Raw genomic sequence first — 17,570 nt, 5'->3', positions numbered from 1 at the left:
TTACTTGGCTTAGCCAAGTCGTTGTTTTGCATCTGCAGATCGGCGTAAAGCTTGACCTACGTAGTTGATCCCAAGCATCATTAACAATATAAATATGGATGCAGGTAACCAAACCCACCACATCTCTTTTAAAACTAGTGGATTACTTGCATAGCTTACAAGTGATCCCAAACTTGGTGTTTGTGGTGGTAATCCAAATCCAAGAAATGATAATCCTGTTTCTATACCAACATTACCAGCAAAATTTAGAGTTAATTCAACAATTAATATGGAGCTTAGATTTGGCATGATTTCTTTAAAAATAATAAAGAATCCATTTGTACCCATTGTTTTTGATGCATTTACATAATCTCGTCTACTCTCCGATAGTGCTTTACTTCGAACAAGCCGAGCTATCGATGGCCATAAAAATATACTCAGGATTAGAATGAACACGGTCACTGTGTATTTAGGGACAATCGTAACAAAAACGATAATCAGCATTAATGAAGGAATAGTAATAAAGAAATCAATAATACGCATAAAAATGTTATCAATCCAGCCACTGAAATAACCACATACCAGACCTATAATTATTCCAATAAAACCTGTGATCAATGTAATTGAGATAGCAATCGCAATACTATTTCTAGCTCCAATAACTAACTGTCCCAGAATATCTTTGCCGCCCTGGTCAGCTCCTAAAAAGAATTTGTCTCCTGGTGGAGCATATTTATCTCTAAGGCTTACACGCATTAATGTTTCTTGGTCAATAAGCCAAGCCCATATAAAAACTCCGATAATTACAACGATAAGTGATATCAGTGAAAACATTGCTAATTTATCTTTTTTAAACTCTCTAAAAATCACTTGGATACCTGTTGGAGGAGAGTTTAAATCTATTAATTTGTCATCTGCTAATTTTTCCATATTATTCACCTCTCCTTAACTTATTTCGCCTATTCTATCCTAATTCTTGGGTCAACAATACTCATGATAATATCGGACAGTAGACTACCTAATAACGTTAAGAAGCCGTATAACATAACAAGTGCAGTAATTACACTATAATCACGTGATTGAATAGATGAAATAAATAACTGTCCCATGCCTGGATAACCGAAAATTGTTTCAATAAAGATCGAACCACCCAATAATCCGGTAATTGTAAATCCAAAGAAAGCTGCAATTGGAAGTAAAGAATTTCTAAAAATATGTCTAGAATACACTTTACTTATAGGGATTCCCTTACTTCTTGCAGTACGCACATAATCCAAGGACTTAGCGTCAATAATTTCAGAACGTAAGTATTGAATAACACTAGTTGTACCTAGTATTGCTGTCGTAATAGCAGGTAAGAGCATGTGATAAAACTTACTCCCAATATAGCCAAAGGTCCCTGTATCATATTTAATGTCTACACTACCTACTGTTGGAAACCAGTGAAGTTGATAGCCAAAAATAAATAAGAAGATTAATGCTAAAACGAATGTCGGAATGGCATAAGTAACAAAACTATACAATACGACCGTTTTATCTAAAAAGGTATCTTGATAACGTCCAGCTATAACCCCTAACGGAATAGCAAGTGCATATAACAAAATTACACTAACTAAAGAAAGCCAGAATGTATTTAAGGCGCGTTCTCCAATTAAAGTTGAAACTCCGATTTTATAGGTATAACTTTTTCCGAAATCACCTTGTGCAGCATTAGTAATCCACGTTGCGTACTGTACGTACCAAGGATCATTTAAACCAGCTTTTTCGCGAAGTTCCTCAATACGAGCTGGATCTGTATCTGGTGTAATCATCCCAGTAAAGGGGTCACCAGGCATAAATTTCGCCATAAAAAATATTAATAAACTTAAGACAAGTAACTGTGGAATCATGATTAATACTCGTCTTACGATTGTTTTCCACATATTAAATGCCCCCCTTTTCATGAGCATTCATCGCTACTTGATGTGATTCGTTTAATTGTTTTAAATCATAAACTTTTCCATTTTCATCGTAATAACTTTTATGATTTACAACGTAATCTGACTCAACTTTAATTCTTTCTCTTTTTCGGATGTCTCGTCCTATCGGATTTACATCTGGAATTGCAGATAATAAACGCTTTGTATAAATATGTTGAGGATTATTATAAATATCATTTCGATTTCCAGACTCAACAAAACGTCCTTTATACATAATCGATATATGGTCGCACATATGTTTCACGACGCCTAAATCATGTGATATAAACAAATAGCTAAGTCCAAATTCCTGTTGGATATCTTTCATAAAGTTAAGAACTTGAGCCTGCACTGAAAGATCAAGAGCGGAAACTGGTTCATCTGCTATGATTAATTTTGGATTACATGAAATTGCTCGAGCTATACCGATTCTTTGTTTTTGTCCTCCTGAAAACTCATGTGGATATTTTAATTTCACATCTTCGCTCATTCCAACTATCGCTAAAAGTTCGTTGACTTTGCGTTTTTCTTCATCTGGAGATAATTTCAAAAAATTACGAATTGGTTCCGCAATAATGTCTTGAACTCTTTTCCTAGGATTTAAACTAGAGTGAGCATCTTGAAATATCATTTGAATATCTCGATTATAAGAAGAGTCAAAACTTCGACGCTTATGTGTCACGTTCTCTCCTTCATATATAATTTCCCCAGAAGTAATTTTTTCCAGACCAATAATTGCTTTCCCGGTAGTTGATTTACCACAACCTGATTCACCAACTAATCCATATGCTTTTCCTTTTTCAAATTCTAGGCTGATACCATCTACTGCATAGACATTATCAATAACTGTATTAAAAAATCCACCTCTAATAGGATAATGGACATGTAAGTCATTAATTTTCATAAAGCTCATTTTGCTATACCTCCCTCTTCACTTTCAAAGTGAAAGTGTTTCCAGCAAGTACATCTTACTAAATGACCTGGAGAAACTTCATGAAGTGTTGGATTTTCTTCATGAGCTACAGCTGGAATCCATGGAATTCGTGCGGAAAAACGACATCCATTCCGTGGAAGTTTCATGAGAGATGGCACCATTCCTTGAATAACTTGTAGCTTTTCATTTTCACTATTCATTTGTGGAATAGAATTGAATAGTGACCTTGTATATGGATGCTGCGGATTTGAGAAAAGTACTTCAACTGGAGCTTCCTCAATAATTTGACCTGCATACATAACTGCAACGCGATCGGCTACTTCTGCTACAACACCTAAATCATGTGTAATTAAAATAATTCCTGCTTCTGTTTCTGCTTGTAAATCTTTTAATAGATCTAGTATTTGAGCTTGAATCGTTACATCTAAAGCAGTAGTAGGTTCATCAGCAATTATTACTTTAGGTTTACATGAAATTGCTATTGCAATAATAACCCGTTGTCTCATTCCTCCCGAAAGTTGGTGAGGAAATTGTCGAGCAACACGCTCAGGATTCGGTATACCTACTTGGTTAAGTAATTCAATTACTCTTTTGTTCCGAGCTTCTTTAGTCATTTTTGTATGAAATATTAAGCTTTCTTCAATTTGTTCTCCGATTCGCATAAGAGGATTTAATGCAGATAATGGATCTTGAAAGATCATCCCAATCTCTTCGCCTCTTACTTTGTTAAATTGTTCTTCATCAAGGGTTGCTAGATTCACTCCGTTGTAATTAATCTCACCTTGTACTCTTGTTTTAATGTGGTTATGAAGTCCTATAATCGATGTTGCTAATGTACTTTTCCCACAACCTGATTCTCCAACAATAGCAAGAATCTCATTCTTCTTTAATGTAATCGATACGCCATCAACTGCATCGTAATATGTATCTTTTATTCTAAAACCAGTGTGTAAGTCTTTAATCTTTAAAAGTTCACCAGTCATATTTATAATTAAGCTCCTTTCACAGCATGCAACTTTTTACTTATAAATCCTCATTAATTCTTTTGGCTTCTAATAAAATTTTTTTTATAACTGTATACACAACCCTAAATTTCAATTTTTCTGTTAATTCAACCCTTAAGTGTAAATTCTATTACAGGTTTGTTACAATCGCAATACATTTTTTTGATTATTACATCAATTTACTCTTTTTTGAAAATGTAAAATTATCTACTAATTCAATATTATCAACTGTTTTAATTACCTTTTTTAATTTTAAAAAAATTTTTATCAGAGTAAATTACAATGTTTTTATCTACAAATTTCGACACATAAATGGAAAAAAAACAGTCAACACTTTAATGATTCAACCTGCTAGACTATTGAAATACGAGCATTCTTTTAAGTAAAAATAAAAAGAGTATTTTCCAATTCAACTTGGAAAACACTCTCTTTTTTAGATATTTTTCAGTAACAAATATAATAAAAATTTATTGGTATTAATAATTATTTTTTGAAAAGTATAGAAGCATTATGACCACCAAAGCCTAAAGAATTACTCATTGCGTACTGAATATTCGCTTCTCTAGCCTCATTTGGAACATAGTCTAAATCACAGTCTGGATCTGGTGTTTCTAAATTCATTGTTGGAGGCAATATTCCTTCTTTTAAAGCTAACACAGTGAATATTGCTTCAACCCCACCAGCAGCACCTAGTAGATGGCCTGTCATAGATTTAGTAGAACTCATTGCTAATTTATACGCATGTTCTCCAAAAACAGTTTTCACAGCCATTGTTTCGAATTGATCATTATATGGTGTGCTCGTTCCATGCGCATTAATGTAATCAACCTGTTCAGGGGTAACACCAGCATCTTCAAGTGCTTGTTTCATAGCACGAGCTGCCCCTTCTCCTTCTGGTGCTGGAGCAGTTATATGATGTGCATCACCTGTTGATCCATATCCAATAATTTCAGCATATATTTTAGCTCCGCGAGCTACTGCATGCTCATATTCTTCTAAAATGATAATACCAGCACCTTCTCCAATAACAAATCCATCACGATTTGCATCAAAGGGTCTAGAAGCTGTTTGTGGATCTGTATTCAATGTAAGTGCCGTGTTTGAACAAAATCCAGCTACAGACATATGAGTAATAGGTGATTCAGCACCACCTGTTATCATTACATCTGCATCTCCACGCTCTATAACTTTAAATGCATCACCAATCGAATTTGTACCTGATGCACATGCAGTTACAGTACAAGAATTAATCGCTTTTGCTCCGAAATGAATAGAAACTTGACCTGCTGCCATATCAGGAATCATCATTGGTACAAAAAACGGGCTAACACGACGAGTACCTTTTTCTAAAAATACACGAAACTGCGCTTCGTATGTTTCCATTCCACCAATACCAGAACCAATCCATACTCCAGTTCGAAGCCCTAATTCCTCTGTAATTGTTAAATTTGCATCTTCCACAGCCATGATAGATGCCGCAAGTGCATAGTGTGTAAAGCGATCCATTTTACGTGCATCTTTTTTCTCAATATATTTCTCTATATCAAAGTCTTTCACTTCAGCGGCAACTTTTGCTGGAAACAGACTAGCATCTAGTCGTGTAAGCATTCCTACACCGGATTTACCTTCTTTAATACCAGCCCATGTAGTTTCTATATCATTTCCAAGCGGTGTAACTGCCCCTAATCCTGTTACTACTACTCTACGTTTCGTCATGAATATTCATCCTTCCGCAGTTGTTTATTATTTTCCCCATTTTAATGCAACAGCACCCCAAGTTAGTCCACCACCAAAACCAACCATAACTATTACATCGTCATCTTTTATTTTACCATTATCTACTTCTTCCTTTAATGAAAGGGGAATAGATGCAGACGATGTATTACCATACTTATGAATTGTTTTAGACATTTTTTCAACAGGTAGCCCTAATCTTTCTCGTGAGGCATCCATTATACGAATATTTGCTTGGTGAGGAATTAACATATCAATGTCTTCTTTTGTTAAACCAGCTTTCTCTGTAACATTAACTGCTGACTCACCCATTTGTCTAACAGCAAACTTAAATACTTCTCTACCATTCATAACAAGATAAGGTCCATCTTGGTATAAATGCTTACCACCACTACCATCTGCGCCAAGCTCAAATGATAAGATTCCTCTTCCTTCTGATACTTTACTTACAACAGCAGCTCCAGCTCCATCACCAAATAACACAGCAGTATTTCGATCTTCCCAATCTGTTATCTTAGAAAGTTTTTCTACTCCAACTACGAGTACATGTGAATACGTATCAGATTCTACGAACTGTTTCGCTGTAACTAATCCATATATAAATCCTGCGCATGCTGCTGAAATATCCATTGCTGCTGCGTTTGTTGCACCTAGCTGATGTTGCAACATGGTAGAAACACTTGGAAACGGTTGATCTGGAGTTACTGTAGCAACAAGAATTAGCCCAATTTGCTCTGGAGAAATCCCAGCACTCTCGATTGCCTGTTTTGCTGCTTTATATGCTAAATGAGAAGTATCTTCTTCCTCTCCTGCAATTCTTCTCTCTTCTATACCAGTTCTAGTTCTAATCCATTCATCAGATGTATCAACTTTTTTCTCAAGGTCTGCATTAGTTAAAATATGCTCAGGTGAATAAGTTCCTAAACCAATTATTCCTGCATTCACGAAAGTTCCCCTTTTCTTATAATCTATTATTAGTACCTGGTATTAATAATAACGAATATATGAACATTTTTCAACAACATAGTTTGAAATCGTAAATATTCTTTTGAATTAGGAAGGGTTATGATATGATTAACTTAGTAAAAATAGCATGAGGTGAATGAAATGAAATATATTATGACACTTGTATGGTCCGTAATACTAGTTTCTATGTTAAATTACGTAGTGAGCTCTGTTCAAAACGTAGACTTTGATTTAAACAATGGCTTAATTATGTCTATTCCGGTTGCAATTTTGGTTATCCTTATCACTGCAATCCTTCCAAATGATCCAGTACCTACACCAGAACATCATTAAAAAACGCAATAATAATTTAACATGTTTTCGAAAGGCAATGAACAGTCTTTTGGCTACATTATTACCGATGAATTGTTTAAAAGGAGGCTCGTGACTACGTCACAAGCCTCCTTTTTTTCTCGAAAATTTTATGACATTTGTCCGTTCGTTGTCAGCCTACAAATTTTGGAATCGGTCAATCGGCTATTTGGACTTGTTCATAATTTTGATTTTTGTCATCATTTTCTTTTACTCAAGATTGTTCTTCCTATGTATAGAAAATAATAAGGTAGCATTTTATTGGTTTGGAGAAGCGTCCGCTCGACTCCTGCGGGAAAGCGAGACAGACGAGACCCTGCAGGAGCGTATTAGAGGAAGGAAGGCTAAGGGCGCCTCGTCCTGAGGCGAAGCCTTCATGACCAACATCCTGTTGGCCCAAGCGGCTCGGCGCTCGCCCGCGGAAAGCGAGCGGTAAGCTTAGGAAAACCTGATCTATCCTATTTAAAACAAATTTTGGGGTTCTCTTTAGTCTGACAGCTCCCTTTCTTCAGGAGCTGTCAGACTGTCTTACTATTTAATTATTAATTGATTATCTTCAATCTCTGCAACAATTGTACTTCCCGGAAGAATCGTTCCACCTATTAATAGCTTTGCTACAGCAGTTTCTAAATTTCTTTGTATAAAACGTTTTAAAGGTCTAGCCCCAAATGCAGCGTCTGTACCTTCTTCCACTATCCACTTAATCACTTCATGATTTACTTGCAAGTTGACCTCTTGTTCTTGTACACGATCTTGCAATTGTTTTACATATTTTTCAGTGATTTTTTCAAAATGATGAATAGTTAATGAATGGAACATGATAATGTCATCTAATCTATTTAATAACTCTGGTTTAAAATGCTCTCTTAAAGCGCCCATTACAAGACTTTCTTCCTCTTCGTCAATGACTCCTGTCGTATTTCCAAGATATTGAGAACCGATATTAGAAGTTAGAATAACGACCGTATTTGTAAAATTAACTATACGTCCCTGGCTATCTGTAATTCGGCCATCATCCATTAGTTGTAATAAAATATTCGCAACATCAGGATGAGCTTTTTCTATTTCATCTAATAGTACAACAGAGTATGGATTTCGACGAACTGCTTCTGTTAATTGGCCACCTTCTTCATACCCTATATATCCTGGAGGTGCTCCAACTAAACGAGAAACACTATGCTTCTCCATATATTCAGACATATCAATACGGATAAAATGCTCTTCCGAATCAAATAGATTTGCAGCCAACGATTTAGCGAGTTCTGTTTTCCCTACACCAGTTGGTCCTAAAAATAAGAAGGAACCAATTGGTTTTTTAGGATCTTTTATACCAGCTCTTGCACGCCAAACCGCTTCAGTTACTAATTGTACAGCTTGTTCTTGTCCAATAACTCTTTCACCAAGTGTCTCTTTCAAGCGAAGGAGTTTTTCTCTTTCTCCTTCGACCAATTTCATAACTGGAATTCCTGTCCATCTGGATACTATAGAAGCAATTTCTTCGGAAGTTACTTCTTCGCGTAACAAACGGGTATCAGATTGATTATTTATTTGCTGTTCATATACTTGCAATTCTTTTTCTAATGAAGGTATTTTCCCGTGACGTAGCTCAGCTGCTTTATTTAAATCATACTTATTTTCTGCTTCTTCCAATTCTCTTCTAAAACGATCCAGTTCTTCTCTTTTTTGCTGAATGACTTGAATTGCTTCTTTTTCCTGCTGCCATTTATTTCGCATTTCTCTAGTAGATTGTTCTAATTCCAATAAATCTTGACGTAACTGTTCTAATCGTTTTTGACTGGCAGCATCTTTTTCTTTCATTAATGCTTGTTCTTCAATTTGAAGCTGCATTATTTTTCTTGTCACTTCATCCAATTCTTGAGGCATAGAATCTATTTCTGTTCGAATCATCGCACAAGCTTCATCAACTAAATCGATTGCTTTGTCTGGTAAAAAACGTTCAGTAATGTATCGATTTGATAATTCTGCAGCCGCAACAATTGCTCTGTCATGAATACGTACACCATGATGTAATTCAAAACGTTCCTTCAGTCCACGTAAAATAGAAACTGTATCTTCAACAGATGGCTCTCGTACAAGAACTTGTTGAAATCTTCTTTCAAGCGCTGGGTCTTTTTCAATATACATACGATATTCATCTAACGTAGTTGCTCCTATACAATGTAATTCTCCACGAGCGAGCATCGGTTTTAACATGTTACCTGCATCCATTGCACCGTCAGATTTCCCTGCACCTACTATTGTATGGATTTCATCTATAAATAATATAATTTGTCCTTCACTTTCTTTAACTTGCTTCAAAACAGCCTGTAAACGCTCTTCAAATTCTCCACGATATTTTGCACCTGCAATTAAAGAACTCATATCAAGCTCAAAAATATCTTTATCTTTAAGGCCCTCAGGTACGTCTTTTCGTACAATTCGTTGTGCCAAGCCCTCTACAATAGCAGTCTTTCCAACTCCAGGCTCTCCAATAAGCACTGGATTATTTTTAGTTTTTCTAGATAATATACGAATAACATCCCGTATTTCTTGATCTCGTCCGATAACAGGATCCATTTTTCCTTCTTTTACTGCAGTGACTAAATTACGTCCGTATGTTTCTAATGGACTTTTTTCATCTTGTTGCTTCATTTGCATAACCAACCATCTCCTCTTGAAATAGTTTGACCTTTTTTGACTAATGTAATTATAATATTTTCTTATATTATTTGTAAAGAAAAGCGATTTTTCCTATGTGCATAGGGTTAATATGCTATTATTGTTATACAAATGGAAAGGTTGTGATTAGTAATGAGCGAGGGCACTTCTTTGTTTGAAGGTATACATTCATTATTTGACCAATTTGGTTCCATTATAAAAATTGAAAAGGATCGTCCTATTTTTAATGAAGGGGAACGTTCTGATGAAGTGTTTTATATCGTTTCTGGGTATGTTAGAATTTCGAAGGATTCAGAGAGCGGACGAATATTCACTCTAAAAATTGTTGGACCTGAAAGTATTATTGGGGAAACATCTGTTTTCTGTGAAACTATATACCATTCGGTATCTGCACACGCAATTGAGCCTACTCAAATCTATGCTCTTCCAAGAACGAAACTGGAAAAATTTTTAACGTCTTCTTCCTCACTCATGATGGAATGGATGAAAATTGTACAAACGAATAATTTCAAGAACGAAACTAGATTTAAAGATTTATTGTTACATGGAAAAAAGGGAGCTCTCTTTTCTACCTTGATACGTCTTTCTAATACGTACGGAATTCAACAAGAGGATGGAAGTATCTTAATCGATCATCACTTAACTAATCAAGAATTAGCAAACTTTTGTGCAACGAGTCGAGAAGTAGTGAATCGAATGTTAAGTGATCTTAAAAAATCAGATATTGTTACAATGAATAAAGGAATTATAACCATTCATAATTTAGACTATTTACGCAAAGAAATTGAATGTGATAACTGTCCATTACACATATGCCGAATAGATTAAAAGCGGAAGACGCCTAGGCGCTTCCGCTTTTCTTTTTATCTTATTCCTAATGCAATTTTAGCATATCTAGACATATTTTCTTTTGACCATGGTGGATTGAAAACGATATTAACTTCTGTTTCTTTTACTTCTGGTAATTCGCCAAGTGCGGTTTTCACTTGATCCACAATCATTGGACCCATTGGACATCCAATGGAAGTAAGCGTCATCGTTACGGTTGCAATCCCTTCATCTGTCAAATCAACATCATATACCAAACCTAAATTAACAATATCAATACCCAGCTCTGGGTCAATAACATTTTCTAGAGCACCCATCATACTATCTTTCATATCTTGATCCATTTATATAAACCTCCTTGATACTTTATTTCATCATAACAAACTACGTTCTTTAAGCCAAATTGTTTGCTAGCCATTTAGTTGCTGCGAGTAACCCTTTTCGAGTAACGGCATGCCCAGCTGATTTATCTTTTAAAAATACTAAGTTTTCATTTCCATATTGTTTCATATAAGATTCAATAAAATATGCAGTCGGTTCAAAAGGAACGACCTGATCTTTTACTCCGTGCCAAAAGAATAGTGGTTTATTTTCTAAATTCTTCATATGTATAGAAGCATCAAAAGTTGATAGTGTTTGGAACATATTATCTTTTTCTTCCGCATTCAAAGGTATTGTAAATCCTTTTTGTTCAAATTGTTCGATTTGTGCCTTTGCTAATTGAACGTAGCCCGGGGTACCCATCATTATAGCCGCAGCGTCAATCCAAGGATAAGCTGTTAAGCAGCCGAGTGTTGTAATACCTCCCATAGAAGTTCCTGCAATGCCGATTTTTTGTTCGTTTCCAAAGCCTCTATTATTTAATTCCTCTTTTAGTTTTCCTACTTCTTCTATAGAAGTTAATACCGTTTCCCAAAAGCGGAGACTTATTTCTACTTGATCTAAATTTTCATCTCTTTCACCATGTAAATGAGCATCTGGTAATAATACTCGACATCCTGCATTTACTAATTGGTAAGCATAGTGTAAATTATGCTCCTTTGCGCTTTCAAAACCATGTAAAAAAATTATAATTGGCGAATTAATGTTCGTTTCTTCATTATATATATGAAGTAGAGGTATATTACCCCAAGTATCCGATTGTACAATCATTAAAGAACCGCCTCCCCTATTTAATATTATATTAACAAAGTAAATGGGAATTTACAAAAGACCCGTTATTTCATTTTGACGTTTATTCATGAAAAGGATACACTTTACAGTAGAATGAAAGGAGATAGTTGTATGCAACGTCACTTAATTGTGTTAGACCTAGATGGTACTTTACTAACAGATGAAAAAATAATATCAGATAAAACTAAAAAAACGATTTTACAAGCAAAAAACGAAGGTCATGAAGTAATGATTGCTACCGGAAGACCTTATAGATCTAGTGAAATGTATTATAAAGAGTTAGGCTTAAATACACCAATCGTCAATTTTAATGGAGCATTTGTTCATCACCCAATGGATACTTCTTGGAAGACTGTACATAGACCAATCGATTTGCATGTTGTGAAAGAAGTGGTTGAGGCAGTTCAAAACTATTCAATTAAAAATATGCTGGCAGAAGTGTTAGACGATGTGTATTTACATAATCATGATGAAAAAATGATTTCTGCCTTCGCTCTTGGAAATCCACAGATTACAACTGGTGATTTACGTACCTTTTTAAAAACCGATCCAACAAGCTTACTGATTCATGCCGAAGAGGATTCTGTAGACTTGGTGCGTAAACATCTTCAAGATGTACATGCAGAAGTAATCGATCAACGTCGTTGGGGAGCTCCTTGGGATGTAATTGAAATTATTCGAAATGGTTTAAACAAAGCGGTTGGATTAAAAATAGTATCGGAATATTTAAATATTCCAAAAGAAAACATCATCGCATTTGGGGATGAGGACAATGATTTGGAAATGATTGAATATGCTGGAGTTGGTGTTGCGATGGGAAATGCCATATCGCCACTTCAAAATATTGCAAATGAAATTACATTAACGAATAATGAAGATGGTATCGCAGAATTATTAAAAGATAGATTAAAATTAAATATCTAAATTAGGGGGATGGAAATGAGATTATTCGCTGATAGTGCAAGTGATTTACCAAAAACTTTTTATGAGCTACATAATGTTGTATTAGCACCACTTAGAGTTCATATTGATGATCAAGAATATGAAGATGTGATTGGAATTGATTCAAATGAAGTGTATGCTGCAATTCGTGCAGGTAAACAGCCCAAAACATCTCAAGCCTCACCTGAACTTTTTTTAAGATTATTTGAAGACCTTGCAAAATCGGGTGAAGAAGGATTATACATTGCCTTCTCTTCAGAGTTATCTGGAACTTATAGTACGGCAGTAATGATGCGTGAGCAGTTGTTAGAAACATACCCAGAATTAAAATTAACGATTATTGACTCAAAATGTGCATCTCTTGGTTATGGACTATTAGTAAAAGAAGCTGTTCGTTTAAGAGATGAAGGTTTAGACCTATCATTTGTCGAGGAGAAAATTAGATTTACAGCTAAACATATGGAGCATCTCTTTACAGTAGAAGACTTAGATTATATGGCACGAGGCGGTAGAGTTTCCAAAGCAAGTGCTTTTATTGGTGGACTACTTAATATTAAACCTCTTCTTCATATGGAAGACGGTAAACTTGTACCAATTGAAAAAATTCGTGGACGTAAAAAAGTTATTAAGCGAATGATCGAAGTAATGGGAGAACGTGGAGAGAAATTAGCTGAACAAACTATTGCAATTAGTCACTCAGATGACGAAGCAACAGCTCTTGAACTAAAACAATTAATTGAAGAACAATACAATCCAAAAAGTATTGAGATCCATCGAATCGGTTCCACTATTGGAGCTCATGTTGGTCCAGGTACATTGGCCTTATTCTTTTTAAATAAACTATCTTAAATATTATTTTGACGAGATTCTAATTAATTTTAGAATCTCGTCTTTTCTTTCTTTTGAATAGTTTTGTCTATTCTACACATAATAACTCATACGTGAAGAAATTCATGAATCTTTTTACAAAAGGAGATTAAAAATGGGTATTTTAAGCGGTAATCCTAAAGATGAACCATTACATTACGGCGAGGTTTTCGGTATGTGGACAAACCTAGCTACAAACAACGGTTTGATAGCAGCCTATCAAACATTTTACAATCATTCCGGTGATGATGACCTTAAAAAGTTAATTGAGGAAGCTATTCAAGGTATGGAAGAGGAAAACAAGCAATTAGATCGAATACTCAAAGTAAATGCTATCGGCTTGCCACCAGCTCCTCCCGCACGTCCAGTTGCGAGATTAGAAGACATTCCAGTTGGAGCAAGATTCAATGATCCGGAAATCAGTGCCTCATTAGCAATGAATGTTGCAGCAGGGTTAGTTGCTTGTAGTCAAGCTATGGGGATGTCTATTAGAGAAGACATAGCAATGATGTATGGCCAATTCCATACAAGTAAAGCCCAATTTGGAGCTAAAGTACTTAGACTAAGTAAAAGTAAGGGTTGGCTAATACCTCCTCCATTACATGTAGACTTTCCTGAAAAGAGCTAACTAGTTAAAAATACATTGTTGAAACGAAAAAATGCGCTCACAACACCTCTTGTTGTGAGCGCATTAAAATCTAATAAAGCTAATTAAAAAGAAGTAGACTAAATTTAAACTAGTCCACTTCTTTTTTTTACTTGTTATCTAATTTACGTTGTTTTCCTTTTCTCCAAACAATCACTAGAAACGCAAGAAATAATAAATAGGCAATAGCCATAGCTACTATATAAGAGGTATTTAAACCTTTACGATCCGTTACTTGATAAAGTTCAACTATTTCACGATCCAGAACTAGTCGATAATCTCCATCCTCTGTTGGACGAACTAGATCCTGCTCGAAAATACCTCTGAGCTCTACATTTTCTCCAACTACATCACTTGATAAATCAATACGTTGAGTGCTACTTGTATTATTCACGACCACTATAAATGTTTCTTCATCTGAATATCGTTTATATACTAAATAACCATCCTCATTTTTTAACAGTTCCGTTTTTCCTGTACGAAGCGTTTCGGACTTATTTCGAATCGAATTTATATCTTTGAGATACTCAATAATATCCTCATCTACACGAAAATTCATAATTTGATGACTTTCTTGTGCAGTTTGACCGTTCATAGCTATTTCGGTACCATAACTCATATATGGAACACCAGGCATTGTGAAAATCGCACCAATTGCTGTTTTTATACGAGTTGGAGGAAACATATTTTCAAGCGCACTATAATAAGTAAATCGTTCTGTGTTTAAGTGATCAATCATTAATAAATCATTATCTTTTGTTGAAGCAATTCTATCTGTTGGCAAATCAGTATTTTTAAAAGCTTCTCTAAAGCTTACGAGTAATTCTTCCGAATACTGTGTATCAAAATTTGCATCTGATTCTTCTAATGCAATTGCATAAATGGAAGGATTGACTTCCTTTATTGCAGTAACAATATCATTTATGAATGTAGTAGGTGCACCGTCTAATTGAGAGAATTTCACGCCATCAACATTATACTGTTTGGCAAAATCTACAATCGTTTCTGTTAATGCTTGCTGAGCTTCCGAATTGTTCAAGTCTACTTGCATAACGCCATCTTCTGCTTTTACAATCCACTCTTCTTTTGCAGGGTCTGCGTTCCAAATATGATTTTCACTAAAATTGTTCAAAGGAAATTCTATCATGATTTTCATTTCTTTTTTATGAGCAGCATTGATTAATTGTTTAAACTCCTCTTCGGATCCAAATCTTTGCTCAAGCAAATTGAAATCTAGTACACGCTTACCGTCATATCTTTCAGTTGCGAATACTGGACCAATCGAAATAATTGTAAAACCCATATCTTTAATATGGTCCATTTTCTCAATTACTCCTAAAAAGTCTCCTCCTGCAAAAGCATTAGGATCTTTTGGATTTGCATCTAAATCATTTGTAGATGTTTTGTTAAAATAACGATCCACATATAGATCGTAAATACTTTCATTATGTATAGAAGTAGTTTCTTCAGCATGTATATTTTGAGATGTTGTTACCCAAAAACAACTCATCAGTAAACTGGTAACAAGCAACTTTTTAAAGTTCAAATAAAGTCCTCCTCTGTTTAAAAAAGCGATAGACACCGAAAAAAGAGTTAGGTGTAAATCACACCTAGCTTGGCATCTGAAGCTAGATGATTAAAAACATATCAACTTATTTTATCAAAGCCATGTTTTAATCGCTATTGTTTATACGTACAAGTCCAAAATTTAAACAATATTTCGTCCAAACTGTGTCTTAAAAGAAGAAGTTGGTTTCATAGAAACTGTAAATAATTCACTCTATACGGCACAACGAGACCAAATCCGAAATTTCGAGACCTTTTCCCTCGAAACTGAGACCAAATCCTTAAATTCAAGACCAATTATCCAATAACCGAGACCAATCTCTTAAAATTAGAAAAGCCACCATTAATTATGGTGGCTACTCCTTCTTATCTTTAAGATGAATGATACTTTCGCGAATGTGCTCTAATTCATTTTCGACTTTATCACCCATTTTTTGTTGTTTAAAGATAATAAATGAAGCGACAACGAATAAAAGCATCAATAGTATGACAAAAAACAGTAAGAACAATCCTAACATTTTGCTGCCACTCCCCTTTCATGCTTTACATGAAAAGGAGCTTTCTATAAATGAAAGCTCCTTGTTTACTATGCTAGAAAGTTAATACCCATTGGTAATTTGAATCCTAGGAATAGAGCAATGAAGAAAAATACGAATGCCAATACAAGAAACGTTGTGTATGGTTTTTCTTTTTTCTTTTTCACTAGTGTCATTTCCATCATTCCGATAACTAGGATTCCTGCTATGAATTTTAATCCGTAAAGCATACCTTGACCATAGTCCATCCCTTTGATAAACAAAGCGATACCTGTAATAATAATTAAAATATAATCTACACGTAAAATCATATGCACTACTTTAGGATTAGCTATTGCTAATGCTACTAAAAACAAGATTATTGCGAGTACCCATGTAGTTATGTGTAAGTGTGTTGATGCTAAGAAATCCATTGTTTCACCTCGACAGTTTATTTACATTTCTATTTTACCATTTATGCCGATTTTTTACTCGAATTTGTTCACTAATGTTCCTATTCCCTCGATTGAAACTTTCACAACATCGCCCGATTTTAAGAATTTAGGAGGATTAAAGCCATTCCCTACGCCTGAAGGAGTTCCCGTTAATATTACATCACCTGGCTCCAGTGTAACTGTTTTGGATATATCTGAAATAATTTGTTCCACCGAAAAGACCATATCAGATGTTTGTCCATTTTGACGAATTTCATCATTTACTTTGGTTACAACTGTTAGCTCTTGTGGATTAGGAATTTCATCTTTTGTTACGATGTAAGGTCCGATCGGGCATGAGCCTTCTAAACTTTTTCCTAAGAAATATTGTTGATGATTTTTTTGGATATCACGTGCTGTAAGATCATTGGCAATTGTATAACCAAATATATAATCGAAAGCAAGCTTTGTCGGAATATCTTTTCCTTTTTTCCCAATTACTATAGCAAGCTCACCTTCGTAATCGTAAGAAGAGGTTTTATCCGCATGAACAGAAAGAGTTTGTCCGTCTGCAGCAATAGCAGTCGGTGATTTTGTAAACACAACAAACGTATTTGCTTCTCCGCCCATTTCTTTTGCATGATCAGCATAGTTTTTACCTACAGCCATAATATTTTTTGGAGTACGTGGAATAGGAGACAACCATTCAATTTCTGTAAATGGACGTTTAAAGTCGTCTGAATTGTCACTTTGCAAAGCTGCTTCAACTAGTTTTCGAATTTGTTCCATAAAATCTATACCAAGACTAACACCATCGATCATTGTCTGAGGGAAACTTGGTAATACTTGAAGGGTCTCTTGAATACTTAATACATCCCATACTGCTTCTTCTTTTTTTACTTTTGGTCCGAAGTAAATTTTATCATTTAATCGGTATGATAATAGTTTCATTTAGTTGACACTCCTTCAAATAGTTTTGAATCATATACTTAGT

18 protein-coding genes are annotated in these 17,570 nt (G+C 35.0%); 5 read left to right on the top strand and 13 right to left on the bottom strand.

The annotated features are described in order from the left end of the window. Positions 1-9: 9 nt before the first annotated feature. The 6 genes from WAX74_RS08450 to WAX74_RS08425 all read right to left on the bottom strand — a co-directional run bounded on the left by WAX74_RS08450 (position 10) and on the right by WAX74_RS08425 (position 6,554). Positions 10-909: an ABC transporter permease gene (locus tag WAX74_RS08450; RefSeq protein ID WP_336497224.1), complete on the bottom strand. Its 900-nt coding sequence runs from the start codon at positions 907-909 to the stop codon at positions 10-12. 29 nt (positions 910-938) lie between these two features. After that, positions 939-1,901: an oligopeptide ABC transporter permease gene (opp4B, locus tag WAX74_RS08445; protein WP_336497223.1), complete on the bottom strand. Its 963-nt coding sequence runs from the start codon at positions 1,899-1,901 to the stop codon at positions 939-941. Between the two features lies 1 nt (position 1,902). Continuing rightward, positions 1,903-2,850: an ATP-binding cassette domain-containing protein gene (locus WAX74_RS08440; protein ID WP_336497222.1), complete on the bottom strand. Its 948-nt coding sequence runs from the start codon at positions 2,848-2,850 to the stop codon at positions 1,903-1,905. Beyond that, positions 2,847-3,854 (bottom strand): ABC transporter ATP-binding protein, encoded by a 1,008-nt coding sequence (locus tag WAX74_RS08435; RefSeq protein ID WP_336497221.1) that lies wholly within the window; start codon positions 3,852-3,854, stop codon positions 2,847-2,849. Before WAX74_RS08435 ends, WAX74_RS08440 begins: the two co-directional genes overlap by 4 nt. Before the next feature lie 504 nt (positions 3,855-4,358). Continuing rightward, positions 4,359-5,591 carry a beta-ketoacyl-ACP synthase II gene (gene fabF / locus WAX74_RS08430; RefSeq protein ID WP_336497220.1) on the bottom strand — a complete coding sequence of 411 codons (1,233 nt, stop codon included), beginning with the start codon at positions 5,589-5,591 and terminating at the stop codon, positions 4,359-4,361. Positions 5,592-5,618: 27 nt separating this feature from the next. After that, the gene (locus WAX74_RS08425; protein WP_336497219.1) at positions 5,619-6,554 is read right to left on the bottom strand and encodes a beta-ketoacyl-ACP synthase III; all 936 of its coding nucleotides are present in this window, start codon (positions 6,552-6,554) and stop codon (positions 5,619-5,621) included. A gap of 162 nt (positions 6,555-6,716) precedes the next feature. Here WAX74_RS08425 and WAX74_RS08420 point away from each other — a divergent pair, with 162 nt between their 5' ends. After that, positions 6,717-6,908 (top strand): YjzD family protein, encoded by a 192-nt coding sequence (locus WAX74_RS08420; RefSeq protein WP_336497218.1) that lies wholly within the window; start codon positions 6,717-6,719, stop codon positions 6,906-6,908. 549 nt (positions 6,909-7,457) lie between these two features. Here WAX74_RS08420 and WAX74_RS08415 read toward each other — a convergent pair. Then, on the bottom strand, positions 7,458-9,584 hold the full coding sequence (locus WAX74_RS08415; protein WP_336497217.1) for an ATP-dependent Clp protease ATP-binding subunit: 2,127 nt from the start codon (positions 9,582-9,584) through the stop codon (positions 7,458-7,460). Positions 9,585-9,737: 153 nt separating this feature from the next. On the opposite strand from WAX74_RS08415, the gene WAX74_RS08410 reads away from it, so the two are divergent. Then, positions 9,738-10,433: a Crp/Fnr family transcriptional regulator gene (locus WAX74_RS08410; protein WP_336497216.1), complete on the top strand. Its 696-nt coding sequence runs from the start codon at positions 9,738-9,740 to the stop codon at positions 10,431-10,433. Positions 10,434-10,468: 35 nt separating this feature from the next. On the opposite strand, the gene WAX74_RS08405 is transcribed toward WAX74_RS08410, so the two are convergent. Both WAX74_RS08405 and WAX74_RS08400 read right to left on the bottom strand, forming a co-directional pair. Beyond that, positions 10,469-10,777 (bottom strand): metal-sulfur cluster assembly factor, encoded by a 309-nt coding sequence (locus WAX74_RS08405; RefSeq protein ID WP_336497215.1) that lies wholly within the window; start codon positions 10,775-10,777, stop codon positions 10,469-10,471. A gap of 49 nt (positions 10,778-10,826) precedes the next feature. After that, a complete protein-coding gene (locus WAX74_RS08400; protein WP_336497214.1) occupies positions 10,827-11,585 on the bottom strand; it encodes a prolyl oligopeptidase family serine peptidase in 759 nt (252 codons plus the stop codon). Between the two features lie 132 nt (positions 11,586-11,717). On the opposite strand from WAX74_RS08400, the gene WAX74_RS08395 reads away from it, so the two are divergent. From WAX74_RS08395 to WAX74_RS08385, 3 genes are all read left to right on the top strand, one after another. After that, positions 11,718-12,530, top strand: coding sequence for a Cof-type HAD-IIB family hydrolase (locus tag WAX74_RS08395; protein WP_336497213.1), 813 nt, complete (start codon positions 11,718-11,720; stop codon positions 12,528-12,530). A gap of 15 nt (positions 12,531-12,545) precedes the next feature. Further along, complete coding sequence (locus tag WAX74_RS08390; RefSeq protein ID WP_336497212.1) at positions 12,546-13,397, top strand: DegV family protein; 852 nt, start codon at positions 12,546-12,548, stop codon at positions 13,395-13,397. A 133-nt stretch (positions 13,398-13,530) separates the two neighbouring features. Then, on the top strand, positions 13,531-14,043 hold the full coding sequence (locus tag WAX74_RS08385; RefSeq protein ID WP_336497211.1) for a DUF3231 family protein: 513 nt from the start codon (positions 13,531-13,533) through the stop codon (positions 14,041-14,043). Positions 14,044-14,170: 127 nt separating this feature from the next. Here WAX74_RS08385 and WAX74_RS08380 read toward each other — a convergent pair whose 3' ends face one another. The 4 genes from WAX74_RS08380 to WAX74_RS08365 form a co-directional block, all read right to left on the bottom strand. Continuing rightward, positions 14,171-15,607: an alpha-amylase family glycosyl hydrolase gene (locus WAX74_RS08380; RefSeq protein ID WP_336497210.1), complete on the bottom strand. Its 1,437-nt coding sequence runs from the start codon at positions 15,605-15,607 to the stop codon at positions 14,171-14,173. A 376-nt stretch (positions 15,608-15,983) separates the two neighbouring features. Further along, positions 15,984-16,145, bottom strand: a complete 162-nt coding sequence (locus tag WAX74_RS08375) for a hypothetical protein (protein WP_336497209.1) — start codon at positions 16,143-16,145, stop codon at positions 15,984-15,986. A gap of 68 nt (positions 16,146-16,213) precedes the next feature. Continuing rightward, complete coding sequence (locus WAX74_RS08370) at positions 16,214-16,576, bottom strand: YisL family protein (RefSeq protein WP_336497208.1); 363 nt, start codon at positions 16,574-16,576, stop codon at positions 16,214-16,216. Between the two features lie 54 nt (positions 16,577-16,630). Then, complete coding sequence (locus WAX74_RS08365; RefSeq protein WP_336497207.1) at positions 16,631-17,527, bottom strand: fumarylacetoacetate hydrolase family protein; 897 nt, start codon at positions 17,525-17,527, stop codon at positions 16,631-16,633. Positions 17,528-17,570: the final 43 nt, after the last annotated feature.

Source organism: Psychrobacillus mangrovi (assembly GCF_037104765.1).
GTDB classification, from domain to species: domain Bacteria; phylum Bacillota; class Bacilli; order Bacillales_A; family Planococcaceae; genus Psychrobacillus; species Psychrobacillus mangrovi.
This window is presented reverse-complemented; position numbering and strand designations above follow the sequence as displayed.